The sequence below is a fragment of the Shewanella algicola genome (assembly GCF_014648035.1).
Classification (GTDB): Bacteria; Pseudomonadota; Gammaproteobacteria; order Enterobacterales; family Shewanellaceae; genus Shewanella; species Shewanella algicola.
The window spans coordinates 1-19,259 of the sequence record NZ_BMQI01000069.1 but is presented as its reverse complement, the minus strand read 5'-3'; the positions used below and the strand labels follow the sequence as shown (position 1 = coordinate 19,259).

At 43.6% G+C, this 19,259-nt stretch carries 16 protein-coding genes, 1 pseudogene and 1 riboswitch; of the genes and pseudogenes, 13 read left to right on the top strand and 4 right to left on the bottom strand.

All coding sequences use genetic code 11. The features are described 5' to 3' along the window. Window positions 1-41: 41 nt before the first annotated feature. Window positions 42-734 (bottom strand): hypothetical protein, encoded by a 693-nt coding sequence (locus tag IEY42_RS20115; protein WP_188927008.1) that lies wholly within the window; start codon window positions 732-734, stop codon window positions 42-44. A 260-nt stretch (window positions 735-994) separates the two neighbouring features. On the opposite strand from IEY42_RS20115, the gene prlC reads away from it, so the two are divergent. The 4 genes from prlC (at window position 995) to IEY42_RS20095 (ending at window position 4,877) form a co-directional block, all read left to right on the top strand. Continuing rightward, window positions 995-3,034, top strand: a complete 2,040-nt coding sequence (gene prlC / locus IEY42_RS20110; RefSeq protein ID WP_188927007.1) for an oligopeptidase A — start codon at window positions 995-997, stop codon at window positions 3,032-3,034. Between the two features lie 180 nt (window positions 3,035-3,214). Further along, window positions 3,215-3,790, top strand: coding sequence for a DUF2975 domain-containing protein (locus tag IEY42_RS20105; protein WP_188927006.1), 576 nt, complete (start codon window positions 3,215-3,217; stop codon window positions 3,788-3,790). Beyond that, entirely contained in the window at window positions 3,790-3,999 is a 210-nt protein-coding gene (locus tag IEY42_RS20100; RefSeq protein WP_160052104.1) for a helix-turn-helix domain-containing protein, read from the top strand. The genes IEY42_RS20105 and IEY42_RS20100 overlap by 1 nt, the downstream gene beginning before the upstream one ends. 14 nt (window positions 4,000-4,013) lie before the next feature. After that, entirely contained in the window at window positions 4,014-4,877 is an 864-nt protein-coding gene (locus IEY42_RS20095; protein ID WP_188927005.1) for an alpha/beta hydrolase family protein, read from the top strand. A 69-nt stretch (window positions 4,878-4,946) separates the two neighbouring features. On the opposite strand, the gene ribB is transcribed toward IEY42_RS20095, so the two are convergent. Continuing rightward, window positions 4,947-5,603, bottom strand: coding sequence for a 3,4-dihydroxy-2-butanone-4-phosphate synthase (ribB, locus tag IEY42_RS20090; protein ID WP_188927004.1), 657 nt, complete (start codon window positions 5,601-5,603; stop codon window positions 4,947-4,949). A gap of 95 nt (window positions 5,604-5,698) precedes the next feature. Next, a riboswitch (FMN riboswitch) is annotated at window positions 5,699-5,867 on the bottom strand. A gap of 240 nt (window positions 5,868-6,107) precedes the next feature. Between ribB and IEY42_RS20085 the strand changes: the two genes are divergently transcribed. Beyond that, a complete protein-coding gene (locus IEY42_RS20085) occupies window positions 6,108-6,638 on the top strand; it encodes a thioesterase family protein (RefSeq protein WP_188927003.1) in 531 nt (176 codons plus the stop codon). Window positions 6,639-6,677: 39 nt separating this feature from the next. Further along, complete coding sequence (locus tag IEY42_RS20080; RefSeq protein ID WP_188927002.1) at window positions 6,678-7,367, top strand: DNA-3-methyladenine glycosylase I; 690 nt, start codon at window positions 6,678-6,680, stop codon at window positions 7,365-7,367. A gap of 16 nt (window positions 7,368-7,383) precedes the next feature. Here IEY42_RS20080 and IEY42_RS20075 read toward each other — a convergent pair whose 3' ends face one another. Further along, window positions 7,384-7,995 carry a TetR/AcrR family transcriptional regulator gene (locus IEY42_RS20075; protein ID WP_229780205.1) on the bottom strand — a complete coding sequence of 204 codons (612 nt, stop codon included), beginning with the start codon at window positions 7,993-7,995 and terminating at the stop codon, window positions 7,384-7,386. A gap of 107 nt (window positions 7,996-8,102) precedes the next feature. Between IEY42_RS20075 and IEY42_RS20070 the strand changes: the two genes are divergently transcribed. The 6 genes and pseudogenes from IEY42_RS20070 to IEY42_RS20045 all read left to right on the top strand — a co-directional run bounded on the left by IEY42_RS20070 (window position 8,103) and on the right by IEY42_RS20045 (window position 17,339). Next, on the top strand, window positions 8,103-9,206 hold the full coding sequence (locus IEY42_RS20070; RefSeq protein ID WP_188927001.1) for an MBL fold metallo-hydrolase: 1,104 nt from the start codon (window positions 8,103-8,105) through the stop codon (window positions 9,204-9,206). Between the two features lie 322 nt (window positions 9,207-9,528). Then, window positions 9,529-10,677 (top strand): efflux RND transporter periplasmic adaptor subunit, encoded by a 1,149-nt coding sequence (locus IEY42_RS20065; protein WP_188927000.1) that lies wholly within the window; start codon window positions 9,529-9,531, stop codon window positions 10,675-10,677. 9 nt (window positions 10,678-10,686) lie between these two features. Continuing rightward, window positions 10,687-13,842, top strand: coding sequence for an efflux RND transporter permease subunit (locus tag IEY42_RS20060; protein WP_188926999.1), 3,156 nt, complete (start codon window positions 10,687-10,689; stop codon window positions 13,840-13,842). 558 nt (window positions 13,843-14,400) lie between these two features. Further along, the gene (locus IEY42_RS20055; RefSeq protein ID WP_188926998.1) at window positions 14,401-14,940 is read left to right on the top strand and encodes a hypothetical protein; all 540 of its coding nucleotides are present in this window, start codon (window positions 14,401-14,403) and stop codon (window positions 14,938-14,940) included. Between the two features lie 322 nt (window positions 14,941-15,262). Next, a pseudogene (locus tag IEY42_RS22685) lies at window positions 15,263-15,895 on the top strand (lytic transglycosylase domain-containing protein); the annotation flags it as partial. A gap of 85 nt (window positions 15,896-15,980) precedes the next feature. Next, the gene (locus IEY42_RS20045; RefSeq protein ID WP_188927009.1) at window positions 15,981-17,339 is read left to right on the top strand and encodes a M28 family peptidase; all 1,359 of its coding nucleotides are present in this window, start codon (window positions 15,981-15,983) and stop codon (window positions 17,337-17,339) included. 68 nt (window positions 17,340-17,407) lie between these two features. Here IEY42_RS20045 and IEY42_RS20040 read toward each other — a convergent pair whose 3' ends face one another. After that, window positions 17,408-18,253, bottom strand: coding sequence for a 23S rRNA (adenine(2030)-N(6))-methyltransferase RlmJ (locus tag IEY42_RS20040; protein WP_188926996.1), 846 nt, complete (start codon window positions 18,251-18,253; stop codon window positions 17,408-17,410). Window positions 18,254-18,382: 129 nt separating this feature from the next. Here IEY42_RS20040 and IEY42_RS20035 point away from each other — a divergent pair, with 129 nt between their 5' ends. Beyond that, window positions 18,383-19,159 (top strand): class I SAM-dependent methyltransferase, encoded by a 777-nt coding sequence (locus IEY42_RS20035; protein ID WP_188926995.1) that lies wholly within the window; start codon window positions 18,383-18,385, stop codon window positions 19,157-19,159. The last annotated feature ends 100 nt before the right edge of the window (window positions 19,160-19,259 follow it).

Sequence of the window (19,259 nt, the reverse complement as noted above, 5' to 3'; positions counted from 1 at the left end):
CAAGAACTTGAGCTGTTAGATAGCACTAATATCGTGTTTGCTTAACCAGATCTGAGGTTAAATTGATATTCAGCTTCTAGACCAAATTGCACATGGTTAGCACCATCGTGTGCTTCACTGCTGTAACCAAAATCAAAGCCTTGCGAGACATAAGGTGTTAGCGTGAGTTGTGAATTGATCTCCCATGGGCTGTAAACGCTCAGGGTGACAAAGTAACCAGAGGCTTCAGTGGCATAAGTGTAGCTTACTACAGGCACTAGCCAGTCTAAGCCGTTATAAGTAATAGAACTAAAAAATTCATTGTCTGATGCGCGCTCATCACCATAAAACTCCAGGCGTTGATAGCCCAAAGTCGCTTCGATATCGTAGTCCAAATGCAATGTGTATTCTAAACCAGCATTCCACTCAGTGTAGTTGACTTGGTCTGCTCGTCCTACAACGGCATAAGCCACCATGTCATTGTGCTCAACACTTGCCACAGCCCAGGCAATGCCACCTTTATCTAAGTTATTGCGACCTTCAGTAATGTAATGGTTCTCCCAAACCAAATCTAAGGCAACATTTGGCTGAGTGTCCGTTTCAGCTAGCGCCGGCATGGCGGCCGTTAAACTTATCACCGCAAGAGTCGGTAAAAACACACAAGTGGTAAAATGTTTACGATGTACAGTACAAAAATCAAAAGTCATGCTTGTTTGGCTCATGGTTAAATATGGACTGAGAAACGGTCTGGACATGTATATTAGTTTATTAATAATAAAATTAAATGATAATCACTTTCAGCTGAGATCTGCCTGTCAATATTAGCTTTGTAAACTAACTGTAAATTACAAATGCGACTGTGGTCACTTCTTTTGTTATGTAAATACGATATGTGGTGGCGCGTGGACCATTATTAATGCTGGGATATTATTATTCTCGATGGCGGAAAGCTTGAAAGCCAAGTAAATTGGCCCCATATCATTGCAATCGACACGAAATATTTTGAGGGATCTTTATGAGCAATCCACTGCTAAACAGCGCAGCATTACCCGAGTTTTCTAAAATTAAACCAGAACACATCCAGCCTGCGGTTGAGCAAGCCATTGCCAAGTGTCGCGATACCATTGAAGCCTTGTTAGCTGACAACAGCCAATATACCTGGGATAACCTTATCGCCCCTCTTGAAGAAGTTGACGACGAATTAAGTAAAATTTGGTCGCCAGTGTCGCACATGAACTCAGTTGTCAGCAGCGATGCATTGCGTGATGCACACGATGCTTGTTTACCGCTTTTATCTGATTACGGCACCTATGTTGGCCAGCATCAGGGCTTGTATCAAGCCTATAAATCAATTCATCAATCTGCTGAGTTTGCCGAGTTAACCCAAGCACAAAAAATGGTGATTGAGCAGAGCTTACGTGATTTTGAATTGTCGGGTATTGGCTTAGATGATGGCGAAAAAGTACGTTACGGTGAAATTGTTAAGCGTTTATCTGAGCTAACTAGCAATTTTTCTAACCAGTTATTAGATGCTACCGAAGCCTGGACCAAGTTGATTACCGACGAGGCTGACTTAGCGGGTTTACCTGAGTCGGCAGTGGCCGCATCTAAAGCAATGGCTGAAGCCAAAGAGCTAAAAGGTTGGTTGTTTACTCTTGATTTCCCCTCTTATTTACCGGTGATGACCTACAGTGAAAACCGTGACCTACGTGAAGAATGCTACCGTGCATTTGTCACCCGCGCCTCAGATCAAGGTCCAAATGCTGGCGAGTTTGATAACACCGACAACATGAACGAAATCGTGGCATTACGTCATGAGTTAGCCAATCTACTGGGTTTTGCCAGCTATGCTGATAAATCACTTGCCACCAAAATGGCAGAGTCACCAGAGCAAGTATTGGGCTTTTTAAATGAATTAGGTCAGCGTTCAAAAGGCCAGGCTGCAACAGAATTAGCTGAACTACGCGCCTTTGCTAAAGAGCACTATGATGTCAGCGAAATGGCTTCATGGGACTTAAGTTTTTATGCCGAAAAACTTCAACAATATAAATATGAAGTGTCACAAGAAATTTTGCGTCCGTACTTCCCAGAAAACAAAGTCTTATCAGGCCTATTCTTTACCGTTAACAAGCTATTTGGCTTAACGATTACCGAACAAAAAGGCGTTGATACCTGGCACAAAGACGTGCGCTTCTTTGATATTTTTGATGCCGATAACGTACATCGTGGCAGCTTTTATTTAGATTTATATGCTCGCAGCGGTAAACGTGGCGGCGCATGGATGGACGATTGTCGTGGCCGTCGTATTACCTCTACCGGTCTGCAAAAACCAGTGGCTTACTTAACCTGTAACTTTAATGGCCCAGTAGACGGCAAACCGGCGTTATTTACCCACGACGAAGTCACGACGTTATTCCACGAGTTTGGCCACGGTATCCACCACATGCTAACCAAAGTCGATGTTGGCGGCGTATCGGGCATTAACGGTGTGCCTTGGGATGCCGTAGAGTTACCAAGTCAGTTTATGGAAAACTGGTGCTGGCAAGAAGAAGCCCTAGCGGAAATCTCTGGCCACTACGAAACTGGCGAGCCATTACCTAAAGCATTGCTCGACAAAATGTTAGCGGCAAAAAACTTCCAGTCAGGCATGATGATGGTGCGCCAGCTTGAGTTCTCGTTGTTCGATTTTAGAATGCACCATGAGTTTGACCCAGCAAAAGGTGTCGATATTCAAGGTATTTTAGATGAAGTACGCAGCCAAATAGCGGTATTAACGCCACCCAGCTTCAATCGTTTTCAACATGGTTTTGCCCATATTTTTGCCGGCGGTTATGCTGCGGGTTACTACAGTTATAAATGGGCTGAAGTATTATCTGCAGATGCTTTTTCGCGTTTTGAAATCGAAGGAATATTTAACTCAGAAACGGGTAAGAGTTTCTTAAATAATATTCTTGAAATGGGCGGTAGTGAAGAGCCTATGGAGTTGTTTAAACGCTTTATGGGGCGTGAGCCAAATACAGAAGCATTATTACGTCACAGCGGCATTGCCGCGTAAATCATTAATGTAAACCCGTTAAAAACCGGCATTGATTGTCGGTTTTTTTATGCCTGCGCTTTGATTCACTGGCGTCATTTGGGTTGATATAAAATAAAATTATCGTTTATCGGTAATTTATTGCCGAATAAAAATAGCTGTGTTAACGTGAAATCAACATTAGCCAACCTCAGAAATTTCATGGATAGAATTGTTTCACTCAGTAAATGGATTAAATTACTCATCGTTTTTTTAGCCTTATTACAAGCCAGTAGCTATTGCAGCACCATGATGCTCGGCGAGTTTCAAGCGGGTGAATATGTACTCACAATTGACTGGTGGGGCTGGTTTAGCAGTTACCTTGCCGTTGATTTTGGTAGCCCCTGGCAAGCTATTGCGCAAAGCCTTTATGATGCGGGTTTTCATCCAGGGTTAATTTTGGGCAGTGTTGAAATTTTGCCTTATCTGTTTATTTATTATTTTTTATATCAGTTATTCACTTTGTATCAACAGGGGCAGGTGTTCACCCCAAGTAATTTTCGCTGTTTAAGCAACATTGCTTTGGTCTTTTTAGCATGGATTTTACTCAGCCTTTTCTACCCGATGATCATCGCCTTTTCACTGCACTTTAGCGGCACATCCAGTGCGGTTCCTGTCTATTTTAGCTTGGGCAGTCAGGAACTCAAATATGCGTTATTTGGGATGATTTTTTATTGTGTGGCCTGGGTGATGCAGCACGCGACTGAACTGCAACAAGAGGCGGAGTTAACCATTTAATGGCCATTATTATTGAGCTAGACGTGATGCTGGCAAAGCGCAAGATGAAGTCTACTGAGCTAGCAGAATTGGTTGGTATTACACCGCAAAATTTATCGGTATTACGCAGCGGCCGTGCTAAAGCGATTCGGTTTTCAACACTCGACGCCATTTGCCAGCATTTACAGTGCTCGCCTGGTGACATTTTAATCCACAAGGAAGATCAATAATTAAGGACAATGATATGCAAAATACAGTAAAAAAAATGATCACGGTGGCAATGATTAGCACGACTATGCTCATCATTTCTGGCTGCACAGTGCGCTTAAGTGAAGAGAGTTTTATTGCCAATGATAAAGAGCCCGTGGCCTTTAGCACTGAGTTCACTCAAGCATTACAACAAGCCATGCCGGATCATGTCATAAGCCAGCTAAATCTTGAGGCGAGCGATAACGTTAAGCTAAATGGCTTTTTTATTGATAACCCAAACAGCAACACAACCCTGGTATTTTATCCGGGTAATGGCATGAAAATTCAGCCACATTGTTTGGCCGATTTAACAGCATTATCGGCCCTTAACACAGATATCTTGGTCATGGATCGTCGCGGTATTGGCGCCAGTGAAGGTAAGCCGCGGATTAACAATATTATCTTGGATGCCCAGCAACAATTAGACTATGTACAGCAACAATACCAACCCGGAAAAATCATATTGCACGGTTACTCGTTGGGCAGTTTTATTGCCGCAGAATTAGCCAGAAATAATAAAATAGATGCATTGGTTTTACACGGCTCGGCCACCAATGCCGACGATTGGGTCGATGAGAAAACGCCCTGGTATATGGCACCGTTTATGACTTTGGAAATGCCAGAAGGTTTTCGTAAAACAGATAATAAGCAAGTGGTCGCGCAATATTACCAAGGGCCATTATTGGTGATTGCCGGAGAGGATGATGAAGAAGTGCCGCCCGCATTGTCTGAAAAACTGTTTGCTGCGAGCAAGTCTGCTAATAAGCAGTTCATTATGGTACCTAAAGTCGGCCATCAAGGCATGCTAGAAGAGGCGACTACAATGCAGCAGTATCAAACCTTTATTACTGAGCTTTGATTTGAGCGGAAAATCGACATAAAAAAGAGGCGCAATGCGCCTCTGAGTTTGAGATGAGTTAGCAACAGTTTACGCTAACTTCAAATCATACTGGTTGCGATACATCACCATGTCTTCGATGGTGAGTACTGGCATATTGTGCTTTACACCAAACGCGACAATTTCAGGCGCTTTGGCCATGCTGCCGTCTTCGTTGGTGAGTTCACATAACACGCCAGCAGGCATTAAGCCGGCCATTTGCATTAAATCAACCGTACCTTCAGTGTGACCACGACGAGTCATTACACCACCAGCGCGAGCACGTAATGGAAATACGTGTCCTGGATGGGCTAAGTCTGATGCTTTAGCATCACGATTAGCGGCCGTTTTAATGGTGGTCACGCGGTCTTGTGCTGAAACACCAGTAGTAACACCAAGCTTTGCTTCAATGGAGATAGTAAATGCGGTCTGATTGGCGCTATTGTTATTAACAACCATCGGTGGCAATTCAAGCTTATTAGCATGCTCGTCGGTTAAGCATAAACACACAATGCCGCTGCATTCGCGGATCATTAACGCCATTTGGGCTGTGGTTAAATGCTCGACTGAATAAATAATATCGCCTTCGTTTTCGCGATCTTCATCATCGAGTAATAATACGCCGCGGCCTTCTCTTAGGGCTGCAAGGGCATTTTCTACACGAGTAAGTGGTTCGCCAAATTCGGCAAGTAGTGAAAGCTGATTCATGGTTGTACTCCTAAAATGACCAGAATCAGGGCTTGTAAAGAGGGATATTAATCCAAAACAAATTGCATCAAAAAGCCGTGAGCTGATTGATGTATCTCCATTCTCTCTCATCCGGACTATAACCGTCGGCTCTGGACTGTTAGACATTACCTTTAAGCAATACTAAGTCACCAGATCTGCTGACCTCGACGAATCGAGCGCTCGCGGGCTTACTTTTTCAAGTTTACCGCCGGTGGGGAATTGCGCCCCGCCCTGAGAATTATAAATAATGTTGTTTGCGTTGCTCATCTTGTGAGTGTCTTAAAAACCCAACAAGATAAAACCGCGTTGCTATGGTAATCAGTTCAGTCACAGATGAAAAGGGGGATAAGTCGCAAAAAGAGTAACAAAACAAACAATAGGCCTAAACGTACTGTATAAAACTCATGTTAAATGGCGCTGGTGCCCTTGCTCACTGGTATGACCTTTGTTAGCCTGTCGCGCTAACAATAGGAGTAGTGGTAAATGAATCTGTATTTTCGTTTTGCGTTATTGTTTTTATGGCGAATAGGCCATTGCAAACGTATTGATTTTTTAGGCACCAGTAAAATTAATTATCGGGTTTTGCCGTTAGATTGCGACATCAACTTACATTTAACCAATTCACGCTATCCGGCCTTTATGGATTTAGCCCGTACGTACATGATCGCCGAAATTGGTTTAATGAAGCAGTTTTTAAAGAATAAATGGCTACCTATCGTCAATGCCGCTGAGTTTACTTATATCCGTGATATTAAACCGTTTGAAAAGTTTACTATCGAAACCAAAATTGTCGGTTGGGATGAGAAATACTTCTACATTGAACATCGCATGGTGACCGCTCGCGGTTTACATTGTATCGCCCATGTGCGCGGGGTGTTTATGTGCCATGGTAAGCAAGTGCCTCTCGAAACCTTAATTACGGCAGCGGGTTACACCGGTAACATGCCTGAACTGCCGGCCGAAGTTGTTAAATGGAAACAGTTTTTACAGCTTAAAAAAGAGCGTAATATTTAAGGCTTTCATATACAACGTAGTTATTGTTAAGGACATCCTGTGGCGACATTAGAAAAATTCAGTGAAATTTGGGCGCGAGCTTGCGAGCGTAAAGGCGGACCTGCAATCGTGAACTCGTTATTACCCGACACGCTAAGCGCCGAAGAAATCAGTGAATATTCTGATGCACAATTGTTGTCTGTCATCAGCAAACGGGTGTTTCAAAGTGGTTTTGTATGGCGCGTGGTCGACAATAAATGGCCTGCTTATGAAAAAGCGTTTTTTGACTTTGAGCCGATGAAAGTATTGATGCTATCTCCAGATCAAATTCAACAACGCGCTAGTGATCCCACGCTTATCCGCCATCAAAAGAAAACCCAAGCCATTGTTGATAATGCCTACATGATCCAGCAAATCAACGCGGAACAAGGTAGCTTTGCTGAGTTTATTGCCAATTGGCCAACCGATGACATTACCGGTTTATGGCAAGTGCTTAAAAAACGCGGTGCTCGTTTAGGAGGCAATACTGGGCCATACTTTTTGCGCGCGATTGGTAAAGACACCTTTTTACTGAGTCAGGATGTGCAGGCGTATTTAACCGCTCATAAGGTTGTTGATGCTGGCTTTACCTCGAAAACGGCATTACGCCAAACGCAAGCAGCGTTTAATCATTGGCAACAAGAATCTGGCAAGAGTTTGGCAGAAATCAGCCGAGTGATTTCTTTGGGTGTGGGCGACAATAGGGTGTAGTCGATATCAGTGTCTACTACACCTGATAACGGCTTAAAAACACTTTAACGATTTCTGCCGCGTGCTGATCTTTTTCTTCGTCAGTTAACGGCTCGATAATTTGGAAGATTAATGGCCAAAAACATTGGCCTTTAATTAAACTATGCACTTGGTCTTGGGCCTGTTCAATATCATCAACCTTAATTCGGCCATCTTTGTCGGCTGCTTTTATCCAGCGTAAAATCGCGGTTTCTTCTTTAATGATCCTCTGGATTTCTTGCTGCATTTCAGATGTATAAAACAAGTGACCAATCACCATCCGCGACACCTCAATGTGCTCTTCGGACTGTATGTAGTCCATATCACCGCGCACCAACTGTTGTAATTGCGGTGCCAGCGGTTTGCTAGCGTTATAAGGCTCAGAAGGTTGCGATAATAATGCCTGTTGCCATAAATCGGTCATCAAAGTCATCACCAGAGCCTCTTTAGTGGCGAAGTGATTGTAAACCGTGCGTTTTGACACCCCAGCCACTTCGGCTAATTTGTCCATACTCGTCGCAGCAACCCCTAATGCTTTGAAGGTTGTTCTGGCGGCTTCAATAATTGCTGCACGTTTAATTTGGCTACGAGTTTGTTTTTCTGTATTCATGGAGATCACGACAAAGGATTTATTTAACATATTTTACACTGAGCAGTTTACTTTTCAATGGTAGATTATTAAACTACACCGTGTAGTGTACTTGATGAGTGGAAAAGATGAAATTATTAACCGGTATTATGCTTGGTGTGTTGTTGTTAATTGCCATTGTTTGGCTAAGCAAAACCTGGTCTGGTGTTAATAAAAGTAAGCCGTTTGCCAATAGCGAAAAAGTATATCAAGCAGGGTTAAGCAGTTTATGGCCAATCGCTAAAGCTTATTGGCACACCCAGCGCAAAGCACCAGCCCCTAAACATGACGTCCCTTTAATCACATTAACCGCAGACATATTGGCACAAACTATTGAAGATGCCGTTTATCGTTTGGGCCATTCTACCCTGTTAATGCGTATTGACGGTGAGTACGTGTTAATCGATCCGGTATTTAGTGAGCGTGCATCGCCTGTACAGTGGGCTGGGCCGAAACGTTTTCATCAATCGCCGATCAGTATTGCTGAGTTGCCATCTATTAAAGCGGTCATTATTAGCCATGATCATTACGATCACCTTGATAGAGCCGCCATTGAACAGCTCATCCCTAAAGTAGAGCATTTTATTACCCCTTTAAAAGTGGGTGACTACTTAACGGATTGGGGCGTTGATCCTATTCAAGTCACTGAGCTTGAATGGTGGCAGTCGGTTGACTTAAATGGCCTCAATATTACCGCCACACCGGCGCAGCATTTTTCTGGTCGAGGTTTATTAGATCGCGACCACACATTGTGGGCCAGTTGGGTCATTCAAGGTTTGCAACACAAGGTTTTTTATAGCGGCGACAGTGGCTACTTTAATGGTTTTAAACAAATTGGTGATTTATACGGACCATTTGATTTAAGCATGATTGAAACAGGCGCCTATAATGAACTGTGGAGTGACATCCATATGTTACCTGAACAAAGCTTACAAGCGCATATTGATATTAATGCCAAAGCGATGATGCCGGTACATAACGGCACTTTTGATCTGGCTCTGCATGATTGGTTTGAACCTTTTGAGCGTATTAATCAATTAGCAAAACAGCATAATGTGACTTTGTTGACCCCTCAATTTGGTCAAGCTGTAATGTTAGCTAATCCGCAAGCCAGTGAACATTGGTGGCGCCCCATGATGGCAGAGAGCCAAAACATGGATGAATTAAATAAGGTTGTCATCAATAGAAATTAAAATATGTTGGTAGTGGGATTATTTGACATCACGATAATATAGTAGACTTTATCAACATTGTGCCTAGTGATATATGCGATGGTGAATTGATCTAGTTTTGTTTGATTGACACGGTTAACTAAACACTGAGTTAACAAATTACACATATATTACCTAAGCTTATTATTTGTTTACAATTTAGTACATTAGACTTTGTTGTTTGAATTTTGTACTTGTGCGATAAAGAGCGCAGAATATTTAACAGTTTAATTTTTAGCTATTTTCAAATGAGCCACTCAAGGTTGAGGCGTCATTATGAAAATACACCAAAGTAGGAGCACCCATGCACAAAGCATTGAAAGTCGCGGCAGTTATCTCTGTTGCATTATGGATTACCGCTTGTAGCAAAGGGGAGGAAGCCGCTCAGGCGCAACAGCAACAACCACCTTCTCCGGTAGGTGTCATTACTGTTGAGGCAATATCACAAGCTATTATGGTTGAGTTACCAGGTCGTAGCCGAGCTTTTTTAGAAGCCGAAGTGCGGCCACAAGTGTCAGGTATTATTACTAAACGTGCTTTTACCGAAGGCAGTGAAGTTGCTCAAGGCCAGTCGCTTTATCAAATCGACTCAGCCACATATAAAGCCGCGTTAATCAGTGCAGAAGCTGATTTAGCCCGAGCCAATGCTGCGTTAGCATCAGCCAAAGCTAAAGCTTCACGTTATGCTCAATTGGTAAAAACCAATGCGGTGAGCAAGCAAGACTTTGATGAAACCGAAGCTGCCTATAAAGAAGCACAAGCAGCAGTTACCGTAGCCAAAGCGGCGATTAATACCGCCAATATTAATCTTGAATACACCGAGGTTAAAGCACCGATTTCAGGTCGCATTGGTAAATCATCGGTTACTGCGGGTGCATTGGTTACTGCGAATCAAAGTAATACGCTTGCAACGATTCAACAACTTGATCCCATTAATGTCGACATCGTCCAGTCAAGTGCGCAGTTATTACGTTTAAAAGCCAATTTACGTTCTGGGCAACTGCTTAAAAGCGAAAACGCTAAAGTAACCTTAATGCTTGAAGATGGCAGCACATATGATAACGAAGGTACATTGCAGTTTGCCGAAGTTAATGTGGACGAAACCACGGGGTCAGTAACATTACGAGCAGAGTTTCCTAATCCAGACGGCACATTGTTACCGGGCATGTTTGTTCGTGCAATATTAAACGCTGGCCAAGACCCACAAGCTATTTTAGTGCCACAGCGTGCGATTACCCGCAATACTAAAGGCCAAGCCGTGGCTATGTTGGTAAATAAAGAGGGTAAAGCTGAAATGCGCGTGGTCAAAACCGCGGAAGTCATTGGCAATCAATGGCGTATTACTGATGGTTTAGTTGCTGGTGATAAATTAATCGTCGAAGGCTTACAAAAGATCCGCGCTGGTGCACCTGTGTCACCAACAGAGTTAACGGCTGACCAACCACAAAAGTAGGGATAAATTATGGCTCGCTTTTTTATTGATCGCCCTATCTTTGCTTGGGTGATTGCATTATTGATTATGCTCGCAGGTGTGTTAGCCATTAAAGGCTTACCGATTGCACAGTATCCAAGCATTGCACCACCAACGGTCGTCATTACGGCTTATTATCCAGGGGCTTCTGCGAAAACCATGGAAGATACCGTCACCCAGGTGATTGAGCAGAAAATGACCGGCTTGGATCATTTGCGTTATATATCATCTACCAGTGACAGTTTTGGTAATACCAAAATCACCTTAACATTTAATGCTGAGGCTGACCCTGATATTGCCCAAGTACAGGTTCAAAATAAGCTGCAATCTGCGACACCATTGCTACCAACCGAAGTACAACAACAAGGTGTAAAAGTAAATAAATCGGCATCTGGCTTTTTAATGGTACTGGGTTTTGTGTCAGAAGACGGCTCAATGGGCAGAAGTGATATTGCTGATTATGTTGCCGCTAATATTCAAGATCCAATGAGTCGTGTTGCCGGTGTCGGTGAGCTCACGCTTTTTGGTGCACAATATGCGATGCGCATCTGGTTAGATCCGCTTAAATTAACCGAGTACAACTTAACCAGTATTGATGTTACTACGGCCATTAGTGAACAAAATGCACAAATTTCAGCAGGTCAATTAGGTGGCGCACCATCAGTTGCTGGCCAAGAATTAAACGCCACTGTAACAGCACAGAGTAGACTACAAACACCAGAACAATTTAGGCGTATTATCCTTAAATCTGATTCGTCAGGGGCTAATGTTTATCTTGAAGATGTGGCTAACGTTGAGCTGGGTGCAGAAAGTTACTCCGTTAATTCTTTTTATAATGGCAAACCCGCTTCTGGCTTAGCTGTAAAATTAGCGACAGGTGCCAACGCACTAGACACCGCTGCAGGTGTAAAAGCCAAAATTAATGAGATGAAAGCGTTTTTTCCACAAGGGCTAGACGTTGTTTATCCTTATGATACAACGCCATTCGTAGAGCAATCAATTGAAGGCGTAGTACATACATTGATAGAAGCCGTTGTATTGGTTTTCTTAATTATGTATCTGTTCCTGCAAAACTTCAGGGCCACACTTATTCCGACGATTGCGGTACCTGTGGTATTACTCGGCACGTTTGCGGTGTTATCGGCATCAGGCTTTACCATTAACACCTTAACCATGTTTGCCATGGTATTGGCCATTGGTTTGCTGGTGGACGATGCCATTGTTGTCGTGGAAAACGTTGAACGAGTGATGTCTGAAGAGGGCTTAAGTCCATTAGAAGCAACCCGAAAATCAATGGATCAAATTACCAGTGCGTTAGTCGGTATTGGTTTGACCCTGTCTGCGGTATTTGTGCCTATGGCCTTTATGTCGGGGTCGACCGGGGTTATTTATCGCCAATTCTCCATTACGATTGTGGCAGCGATGGCCTTATCTGTATTTGTGGCAATTGTACTAACACCGGCATTATGTGCCACCATGTTGAAACCAGTAAAAAAAGGTCATTCCTATGTTGAAACAGGATTTTTTGGCTGGTTTAACCGTAAGTTTGATGCTCTTACTGTGCGTTATGGGAATACTGTAGGCGGTATTATTAAGCGTTCATTCCGCGCCATGATGGTATATGTCGTATTGGTTATTGCTGTAGGTTGGATTTTCATCCGCATGCCAACGGCTTTCTTACCCGATGAAGACCAAGGTATTTTGTTTACCCAAGCTATTTTACCTACTAACTCAACTCAAGAAAGTACCATAAAGGTGCTGGATCAGGTGTCTGATTATTATCTAAATGACGAGAAAGACATTGTTCGTTCTGTGTTTACGGTTGCTGGCTTTAGTTTTGCTGGCTCAGGTCAAAATATGGGAATTGCATTTGTTGGCTTAAAAGACTGGTCTACACGTGAAGCGCAGGGTGAAGATGTGAAATCCTTGGCTGGCCGTGCAATGGGACGCTTTATGCAAATTAAAGAAGCCCTCGTTTTTGCATTTGTTCCGCCATCGGTGATTGAACTAGGTACAGCAAATGGTTTTGACCTTTATTTAAAAGACTTGAGTGGTCAAGGTCATGAAAAGTTAATTGAGGCTCGTAATCAACTATTTGGCTTGGCGGCACAAAATCCTAACTTAGTTGGGGTAAGGCCTAACGGTCAAGAAGATGCACCCATGTACCAAATACATTTAGATCATGCCAAGTTACGAGCATTAGATATTGATATTAATAGTGCAAATACTGTGTTGGCTACAGCATGGGGTGGCTCTTACGTTAATGACTTTATTGATCGCGGCCGAGTGAAAAAAGTGTACGTGCAAGGCGAGGCAAAATATCGCATGCAACCAAGTGATTTAGACACCTGGTATGTGCGTAATAATAATGGTGAAATGGTGCCGTTTTCGGCCTTTGCTACTGGCTCATGGGAGTATGGCTCACCACAGTTACAACGCTTTAACGGTGTGCCAGCGGTTAACATTCAAGGCGCAACAGCACCCGGTTACAGTACCGGTGATGCTATGGATGCTCTTGAAAAAATGGCTAAACAACTTCCGCCTGGGTATGCTTTAGAGTGGAATGGTTTATCCTATGAAGAGCGTTTATCGGGTAACCAAGCGCCAAGTTTATATGCCTTGTCGGTGTTAATTGTATTTTTAGTATTAGCGGCACTGTACGAGAGCTGGGCAATACCATTATCCGTTATTTTGGTGGTTCCAGTTGGGGTTCTTGGTGCGCTATTGGCAATGAATGGTCGTGGCTTGCCTAACGATGTATTCTTCCAAGTAGGCTTATTAACGACAGTGGGGCTGGCAACTAAAAATGCCATCTTAATTGTCGAGTTTGCGAAGGAATACTACGAAAAAGGGGCTGGCTTATTAGATGCGACCTTGCACGCGGTTAAAGTGCGTTTACGTCCAATTTTAATGACCTCATTGGCATTTGGTTTAGGTGTTTTACCGTTAGCGCTCAGTACGGGTGTCGGTTCAGGTAGCCAAAATGCCATTGGTACTGCTGTCGTTGGTGGCATGCTATCGTCGACATTCTTAGGTATTTTCTTTATTCCGGTGTTCTTTGTGGTAGTTGAGAGTATTTTCCTCAAGCGTAAAAAGCCAACAGAAGAAGATGAGGAAATGGTTGATAATGACAGAAAGTCGATTTAATCGATGATCAGTGTTTAAAAGCCCAGTTTTGCTGGGCTTTTTTGTGCCTGAAAGGAATGTCCCCAGCGGCTTTTGCTCTGAGTTCTGGTTATTTGAAAGGAAACAACCATGAGGACATCGAGACGCCTTAATCAAAAAACGCTGGATGCATTCTGAGTGGTCACTTATAAATGCGGGTTGATATAATATACATTCATGGTTAAAAAAGCATATAGCGAGTGAAAAGTCGCTTAATGGTGATTAAATGATATTTAAATGACGCTAATTGATTCATTTAAATAGAGTAAACTTAAAAAGTGTTTAAAAAACACCCTGACTAATATGTCTTTAGGTTATTGATAAAAATGATGATTAAAAATGCAGTCGTGCAAATATCACCCAAATATCAATCAATATTTGTGTTATGATTAAGATCGTAGTCAAAACAGTTTTTTAACATCTATATGTACTGGGTAAGCACATTTGTGGTTATTTTTTAGCGAAGATATCGCCGATAAAGATGAACTTTTGATTAAATAATGATTATGATAGTGAATAACAATAATAAAGGAAGTCACCATGCAGGCGCTATTTATTAGCCTCACTTTAGCCGCTATTCTGGCCTATCTTTGGTATGCCAGTTTACTTAAAAAACGCACTTCAGCCATTGAAGCGCTAAAGGTGATCGATGCAAAAATTGATAGAAGACTAACACTCTTTACAGAACTGTGTCAGGAAAAGCCCTCTTACCCACGCCCGTTAACCGATGACCAACAAGCTCAGTTAGAGCAACTAAAGCAGTTACAGCCAGAGCATAATTGGCAGCAACCCATTGAAGAGTCAAATGTAGCTGGTGGCTCGTTGTCTGTGTCGATTGCCGCGTGGCAACAAATTGATCAAGGCTTAGAATCACTTTTGGCTACAGTGAATAAAGACAAACTGTGCACCGAACAACTCGCTGAGTATTTGCAACTTGAACTTGATTTTGTTCATGCCGAAGATTTTTACCGTAAAGCTGTGTATGAGCTAAACAGTGGAGTAAAAATTTTCCCTGGGTCGGCAGTGGCAAAATTTGCCCACATTGCCCCAATGCCCATTTTTGACCAAGTGCAGGAGTAAGCCGATGATATGGCGTAATAGTTTGGCGCTATTACTTATCAGCACCGTGTTGGCTGGGGTAACCGCAGAGGCCAAACAAGTGGTTTACCCAGAGGTTGAAGACGTCGTTAAACCACAAATTAAAGCCAAATACATTGAAGAACAGCCCGAGCAAAAACCACAACGGTCATTACAACAGTCTACAGTGAGCAAGCCAACGCTTGAGCCTGTTAATGTTATTAATCTAAACCCTGTGAAGTCGCTTAATGATCAACTTGTGTTAGATAATAACTACGTTAGCGATACTTCCAAACTACGCACATTAACCAATGATTACCCGCTTAAAAAATCTTCTGTAACGCCTAATAAACCCAGAGTTAAAGCGCAATATTCTGAAAACGGTATCGTGAGTGATCTCGGTGTTGAAAAACGTAAAGTGTATCAATACAAACAAGCTAATGGGATTATGGTGTTTAGTGATCAGCAACCTTTAGATGCCGATTATCAAGTGTTGCTGTATGAATGCTTTGCCTGTCGCCCAGACTCCACTGTCGACTGGTACAAAATCCCATTATTTACCTCGCATTTTGCCACCGATGTGGCGTTAGCAGCATACAAATATCAGTTAGATCCGGCATTAATTAGAGCGGTGATTCATGCCGAATCGGCGTTTAAGCCCGGTGCGGTTTCAAAAGCGGGCGCCAAAGGGTTAATGCAATTAATGCCAGGCACCGCCAGTGATATGGGCGTTGATAACCCGTTAAATGCCCAACAAAATATTCGCGGTGGTAGCCGTTATTTAGCGCAACTGTTAGCCCAATTTAATGGTGATTTAGACTTAGCTTGCGCCGCGTACAATGCCGGCCCAAGTACCGTCACCCAATACAGTGGCATTCCGCCATACCCTGAAACTCAGGCCTATGTGAAGCGCGTAAAAATATTATTCAAACGCTATCAAAAAGCATTGGCCAGTTAATCGAGGTTATATGAAATATCTAATCCATAAAGCACAGCCAAAGCGCGTTAAACTCAGTCCTAAAAGCGGTTATTGTTTAGCGGGCATGGCTGGGTTATTAATCTTTGGTGCTGTGGCCGTTCCGGCAATTGCCGCAGAACAAACTTCAACGGCGCCGTCGCAAGAAGACATGCGCTTGTACGATATTGCTAACGCGCCACAAGCGCAGCGTATCGAACAAGATATTCGCACCCTAGTTGATTTTGGCACTCGCCATACCATGTCAGACACGCAATCAGACACCCAAGGTATTGGCGCGGCAAGACGCTGGATTGAAGCCGAGTTTAAGCGTATTTCAAAAGAGTGTGGTGGTTGCCTCGAAGTGGTAACAGTAGCCAATACTGTAGAAGGTAAGCGCATTGCTAAGCCTACCGAAGTGGTGAACGTTATCGCCATTCAGCGCGGTAACACAGACCCTAAACGTGTGGTGATGATGAGCGGTGATATTGATTCGCGGGTCACCGACGTGCTTGATGCTACCTCTATTTCGCCAGGTGCTAACGATAATGCCTCCGGTGTAGCAGGCGCAATTGAAGCCGCGCGGGTGTTATCTAAATATCAGTTTAACGGCACCATAGTGTATGCAGCCCTGTCGGGTGAAGAGCAAGGCCTGTACGGCGGCAATATTTTAGCCGACTATGCCAAAGCACAAGATTGGCAAGTACAAGCTGTGCTTAATAACGACATGATAGGTAACATTGCTGGAATTAATGGCGTAATAAATAACAGCAGTGTGCGAGTTTTTTCTGAAGGCGTACGCTTTGCCGAAACCGCCGAAGAAGCCAAAGCGCGTTATTTTAGTGGCGGCGAAAACGATTCTGCCTCGCGTAATTTGGCCCGTAAAATTAAATCGTTGGCCGACCAGTACATGACAAACCTCGATGTCATGTTAGTGTATCGCCTTGACCGATTTGGCCGTGGTGGACACCACTTACCGTTTAATCAGGCTGGTTTACCAGCGGTGCGAATTATGGAAACCAATGAGCATTACGACCGCCAGCATCAAGACATTCGGGTTGAAAACGGCATTGCCTACGGCGATGTCATTGAAGGCGTCGATTTTGAGTTTAACGCCAAACTCACCGCATTAAACGCAATTAGCTTAGCCGCCCAGGCATGGGCACCTGCACCGCCATCTAAGGTGAGTATTGAAGGCCAGGTGTCACCCAGTACTACGCTAAGTTGGCAAAAAAGCAGTGATGAAACTGTGGTAGGTTATCGGGTGTATTGGCGCTCAACTACCGCACCAGAGTGGACCCACAGCCGCTATGTGGGCAAGGTTGATACCTTTACTCTGGATAATCTAGTGATTGATAATTACCTATTTGGCGTGGCAAGTGTTGCTGCCAATGGCAATGTCAGCCCAGTGGTATTCCCTGGGGCTACAGGCGCATTTTTTAAATAATGCTATAAAAAAGCCCGGAGCATCAATATGCACCGGGCTTTTTTATTACCTTCTAAGAGATCATGCGGCTACTCGCCTACTTCCCATTTTACAGTTGTGTAACCGTCGGCATGGCCTAATAAAGGCGCTAAGTAATCTAATGCTTCTTTGGCCATAACATCCATTTTCCACGGCGGATTAATCACCCATAAACCAGCGGCTGTCATGCCAAACTCATCGCTATCGGCATTAATGGCTTGCTCAATACGCAGCTGTTTTTTAATGCCGCTATTTTTAAGCAGTGTCAGCATAGCTTCAGTTTGCTCACGTTTTACCACCGGATACCACAGCATAAAAACACCTGTCGCAAAGCGTTTATGGGCTTTAATCAGGGTCTCTGCCACATCAATATAGTCGGTTTTAATTTCATAACTTGGGTCAATTAAAATCACTCCACGGCGCTCTAACGGCGGCACCGCGGCAATTAACCCTTGTAAACCATCACTGTTTAGTACTTTTACTTGCTTGTCTTGAATAAAGTAACTTTCAAGTAACTCATGGTCAGTTGAATGCAGCTCGTGTAATACCATGCGATCTTGTGGGCGCAGCTCTACATCTACAAACGCCGGTGAGCCAGGATACACTCTAAGCTCACCGTCATATTCGGCATTAAAGTGGTTTACCGCTTCAACATAATCAGCTAAGGCGACAGGCAGGTTTTCATGCTCCCACAGTTTGGCTACGCCCTCTAAATACTCGCCGGTTTTTTGCGAAAACTCATCCGTCAACGAATACGCGCCAGCGCCTGCATGAGTGTCGATATACACATATGGCTTTGCTTTTTTCTGCATGGCTTTTAATGCCTGTATAAGCATTGAATGTTTAAGCACATCGGCATAATTGCCAGCATGGTAACCGTGGCGATAACTAAGCATGGGTATTTCCATTAACTAAATGAACAGTAAAAACTGTGTAATACCATCATTATAAGTTTTCTCAGGCGTGAGGTATAGGTATTCACTGCTGATGGCTTTTGGCATAATGAGGTAGTTTCTTATATTGGCATGGTATTTATCTTGTTGCAGACACCGATCTTCTTTAATCAGCAGTACCCAACATTGGTTGATATCGCCAGCCGCTGGCAATTAGTGTGGGACCAAGACGCCGCGTTTGAATTGCGTTTTGAGCAAAACTGTTTGAGTTTGTATAAACGAGATGAACCCAAATTAGATGGCATTAACGTTGATTTTGTATCAGGCGCGGTGGCACATCGCCGCAAATTTGGTGGCGGGCGCGGCCAGTCTATCGCCAAAGCGGTCGGGTTAAAACAAGGCGTAACGCCCACGGTAGTTGATGGCACAGCAGGCTTAGGCCGCGATGCGTTTGTATTGGCAAGCCTAGGTTGCAAAGTGATTATGGTTGAGCGCCACCCTGTGGTTGCTGCGCTATTAGAAGACGGCCTACGCCGCGCTTATGAAGACGCTGAAATCGGCGAGTGGATGCAAGAGCTTATGAGCTTGTTTCATGGTTCGAGCCTTGATGCGTTAGCTGATGCTGCACAGTCCTCTGGTACAGAAATAGACGTCGTCTATTTAGACCCCATGTACCCACATCGTGAAAAGTCAGCCTTAGTCAAAAAAGAAATGCGCGTATTTCAAACCTTAGTCGGTGCCGACCTAGACGCCGACGGTTTATTAGCGCCCGCAATGGCACTGGCCACCAAGCGTGTAGTCGTAAAACGCCCCGATTATGCTGAAGATCTTGATGGTGTAAAACCGAGTATGGTGTTAGCGCAGAAAAAAAATCGCTTTGATGTGTACGTGAAAGCCGCGATGAAATAGTGGTGTTGAAATAGCAGTGATTAAGAATCAAAGATAATGTCGCTGAACCCATACATTGACATAATGTACCCATAGTTTGACAAATTTAACCCATTCAATG

Excerpts from the sequence above, each read along its gene's own strand:
- IEY42_RS20115 (WP_188927008.1), bottom strand. The coding sequence starts at position 734 with ATGTCCAGACCGTTTCTCAGTCCATATTTAACCATGAGCCAAACAAGC.
- prlC (WP_188927007.1), top strand. The coding sequence starts at position 995 with ATGAGCAATCCACTGCTAAACAGCGCAGCATTACCCGAGTTTTCTAAA.
- IEY42_RS20105 (WP_188927006.1), top strand. The coding sequence starts at position 3,215 with ATGGATAGAATTGTTTCACTCAGTAAATGGATTAAATTACTCATCGTT.
- IEY42_RS20100 (WP_160052104.1), top strand. The coding sequence starts at position 3,790 with ATGGCCATTATTATTGAGCTAGACGTGATGCTGGCAAAGCGCAAGATG.
- IEY42_RS20095 (WP_188927005.1), top strand. The coding sequence starts at position 4,014 with ATGCAAAATACAGTAAAAAAAATGATCACGGTGGCAATGATTAGCACG.
- ribB (WP_188927004.1), bottom strand. The coding sequence starts at position 5,603 with ATGAATCAGCTTTCACTACTTGCCGAATTTGGCGAACCACTTACTCGT.
- IEY42_RS20085 (WP_188927003.1), top strand. The coding sequence starts at position 6,108 with ATGAATCTGTATTTTCGTTTTGCGTTATTGTTTTTATGGCGAATAGGC.
- IEY42_RS20075 (WP_229780205.1), bottom strand. The coding sequence starts at position 7,995 with ATGAATACAGAAAAACAAACTCGTAGCCAAATTAAACGTGCAGCAATT.
- IEY42_RS20070 (WP_188927001.1), top strand. The coding sequence starts at position 8,103 with ATGAAATTATTAACCGGTATTATGCTTGGTGTGTTGTTGTTAATTGCC.
- IEY42_RS20065 (WP_188927000.1), top strand. The coding sequence starts at position 9,529 with ATGCACAAAGCATTGAAAGTCGCGGCAGTTATCTCTGTTGCATTATGG.
- IEY42_RS20060 (WP_188926999.1), top strand. The coding sequence starts at position 10,687 with ATGGCTCGCTTTTTTATTGATCGCCCTATCTTTGCTTGGGTGATTGCA.
- IEY42_RS20055 (WP_188926998.1), top strand. The coding sequence starts at position 14,401 with ATGCAGGCGCTATTTATTAGCCTCACTTTAGCCGCTATTCTGGCCTAT.
- IEY42_RS20045 (WP_188927009.1), top strand. The coding sequence starts at position 15,981 with ATGGCTGGGTTATTAATCTTTGGTGCTGTGGCCGTTCCGGCAATTGCC.
- IEY42_RS20040 (WP_188926996.1), bottom strand. The coding sequence starts at position 18,253 with ATGCTTAGTTATCGCCACGGTTACCATGCTGGCAATTATGCCGATGTG.
- IEY42_RS20035 (WP_188926995.1), top strand. The coding sequence starts at position 18,383 with ATGGTATTTATCTTGTTGCAGACACCGATCTTCTTTAATCAGCAGTAC.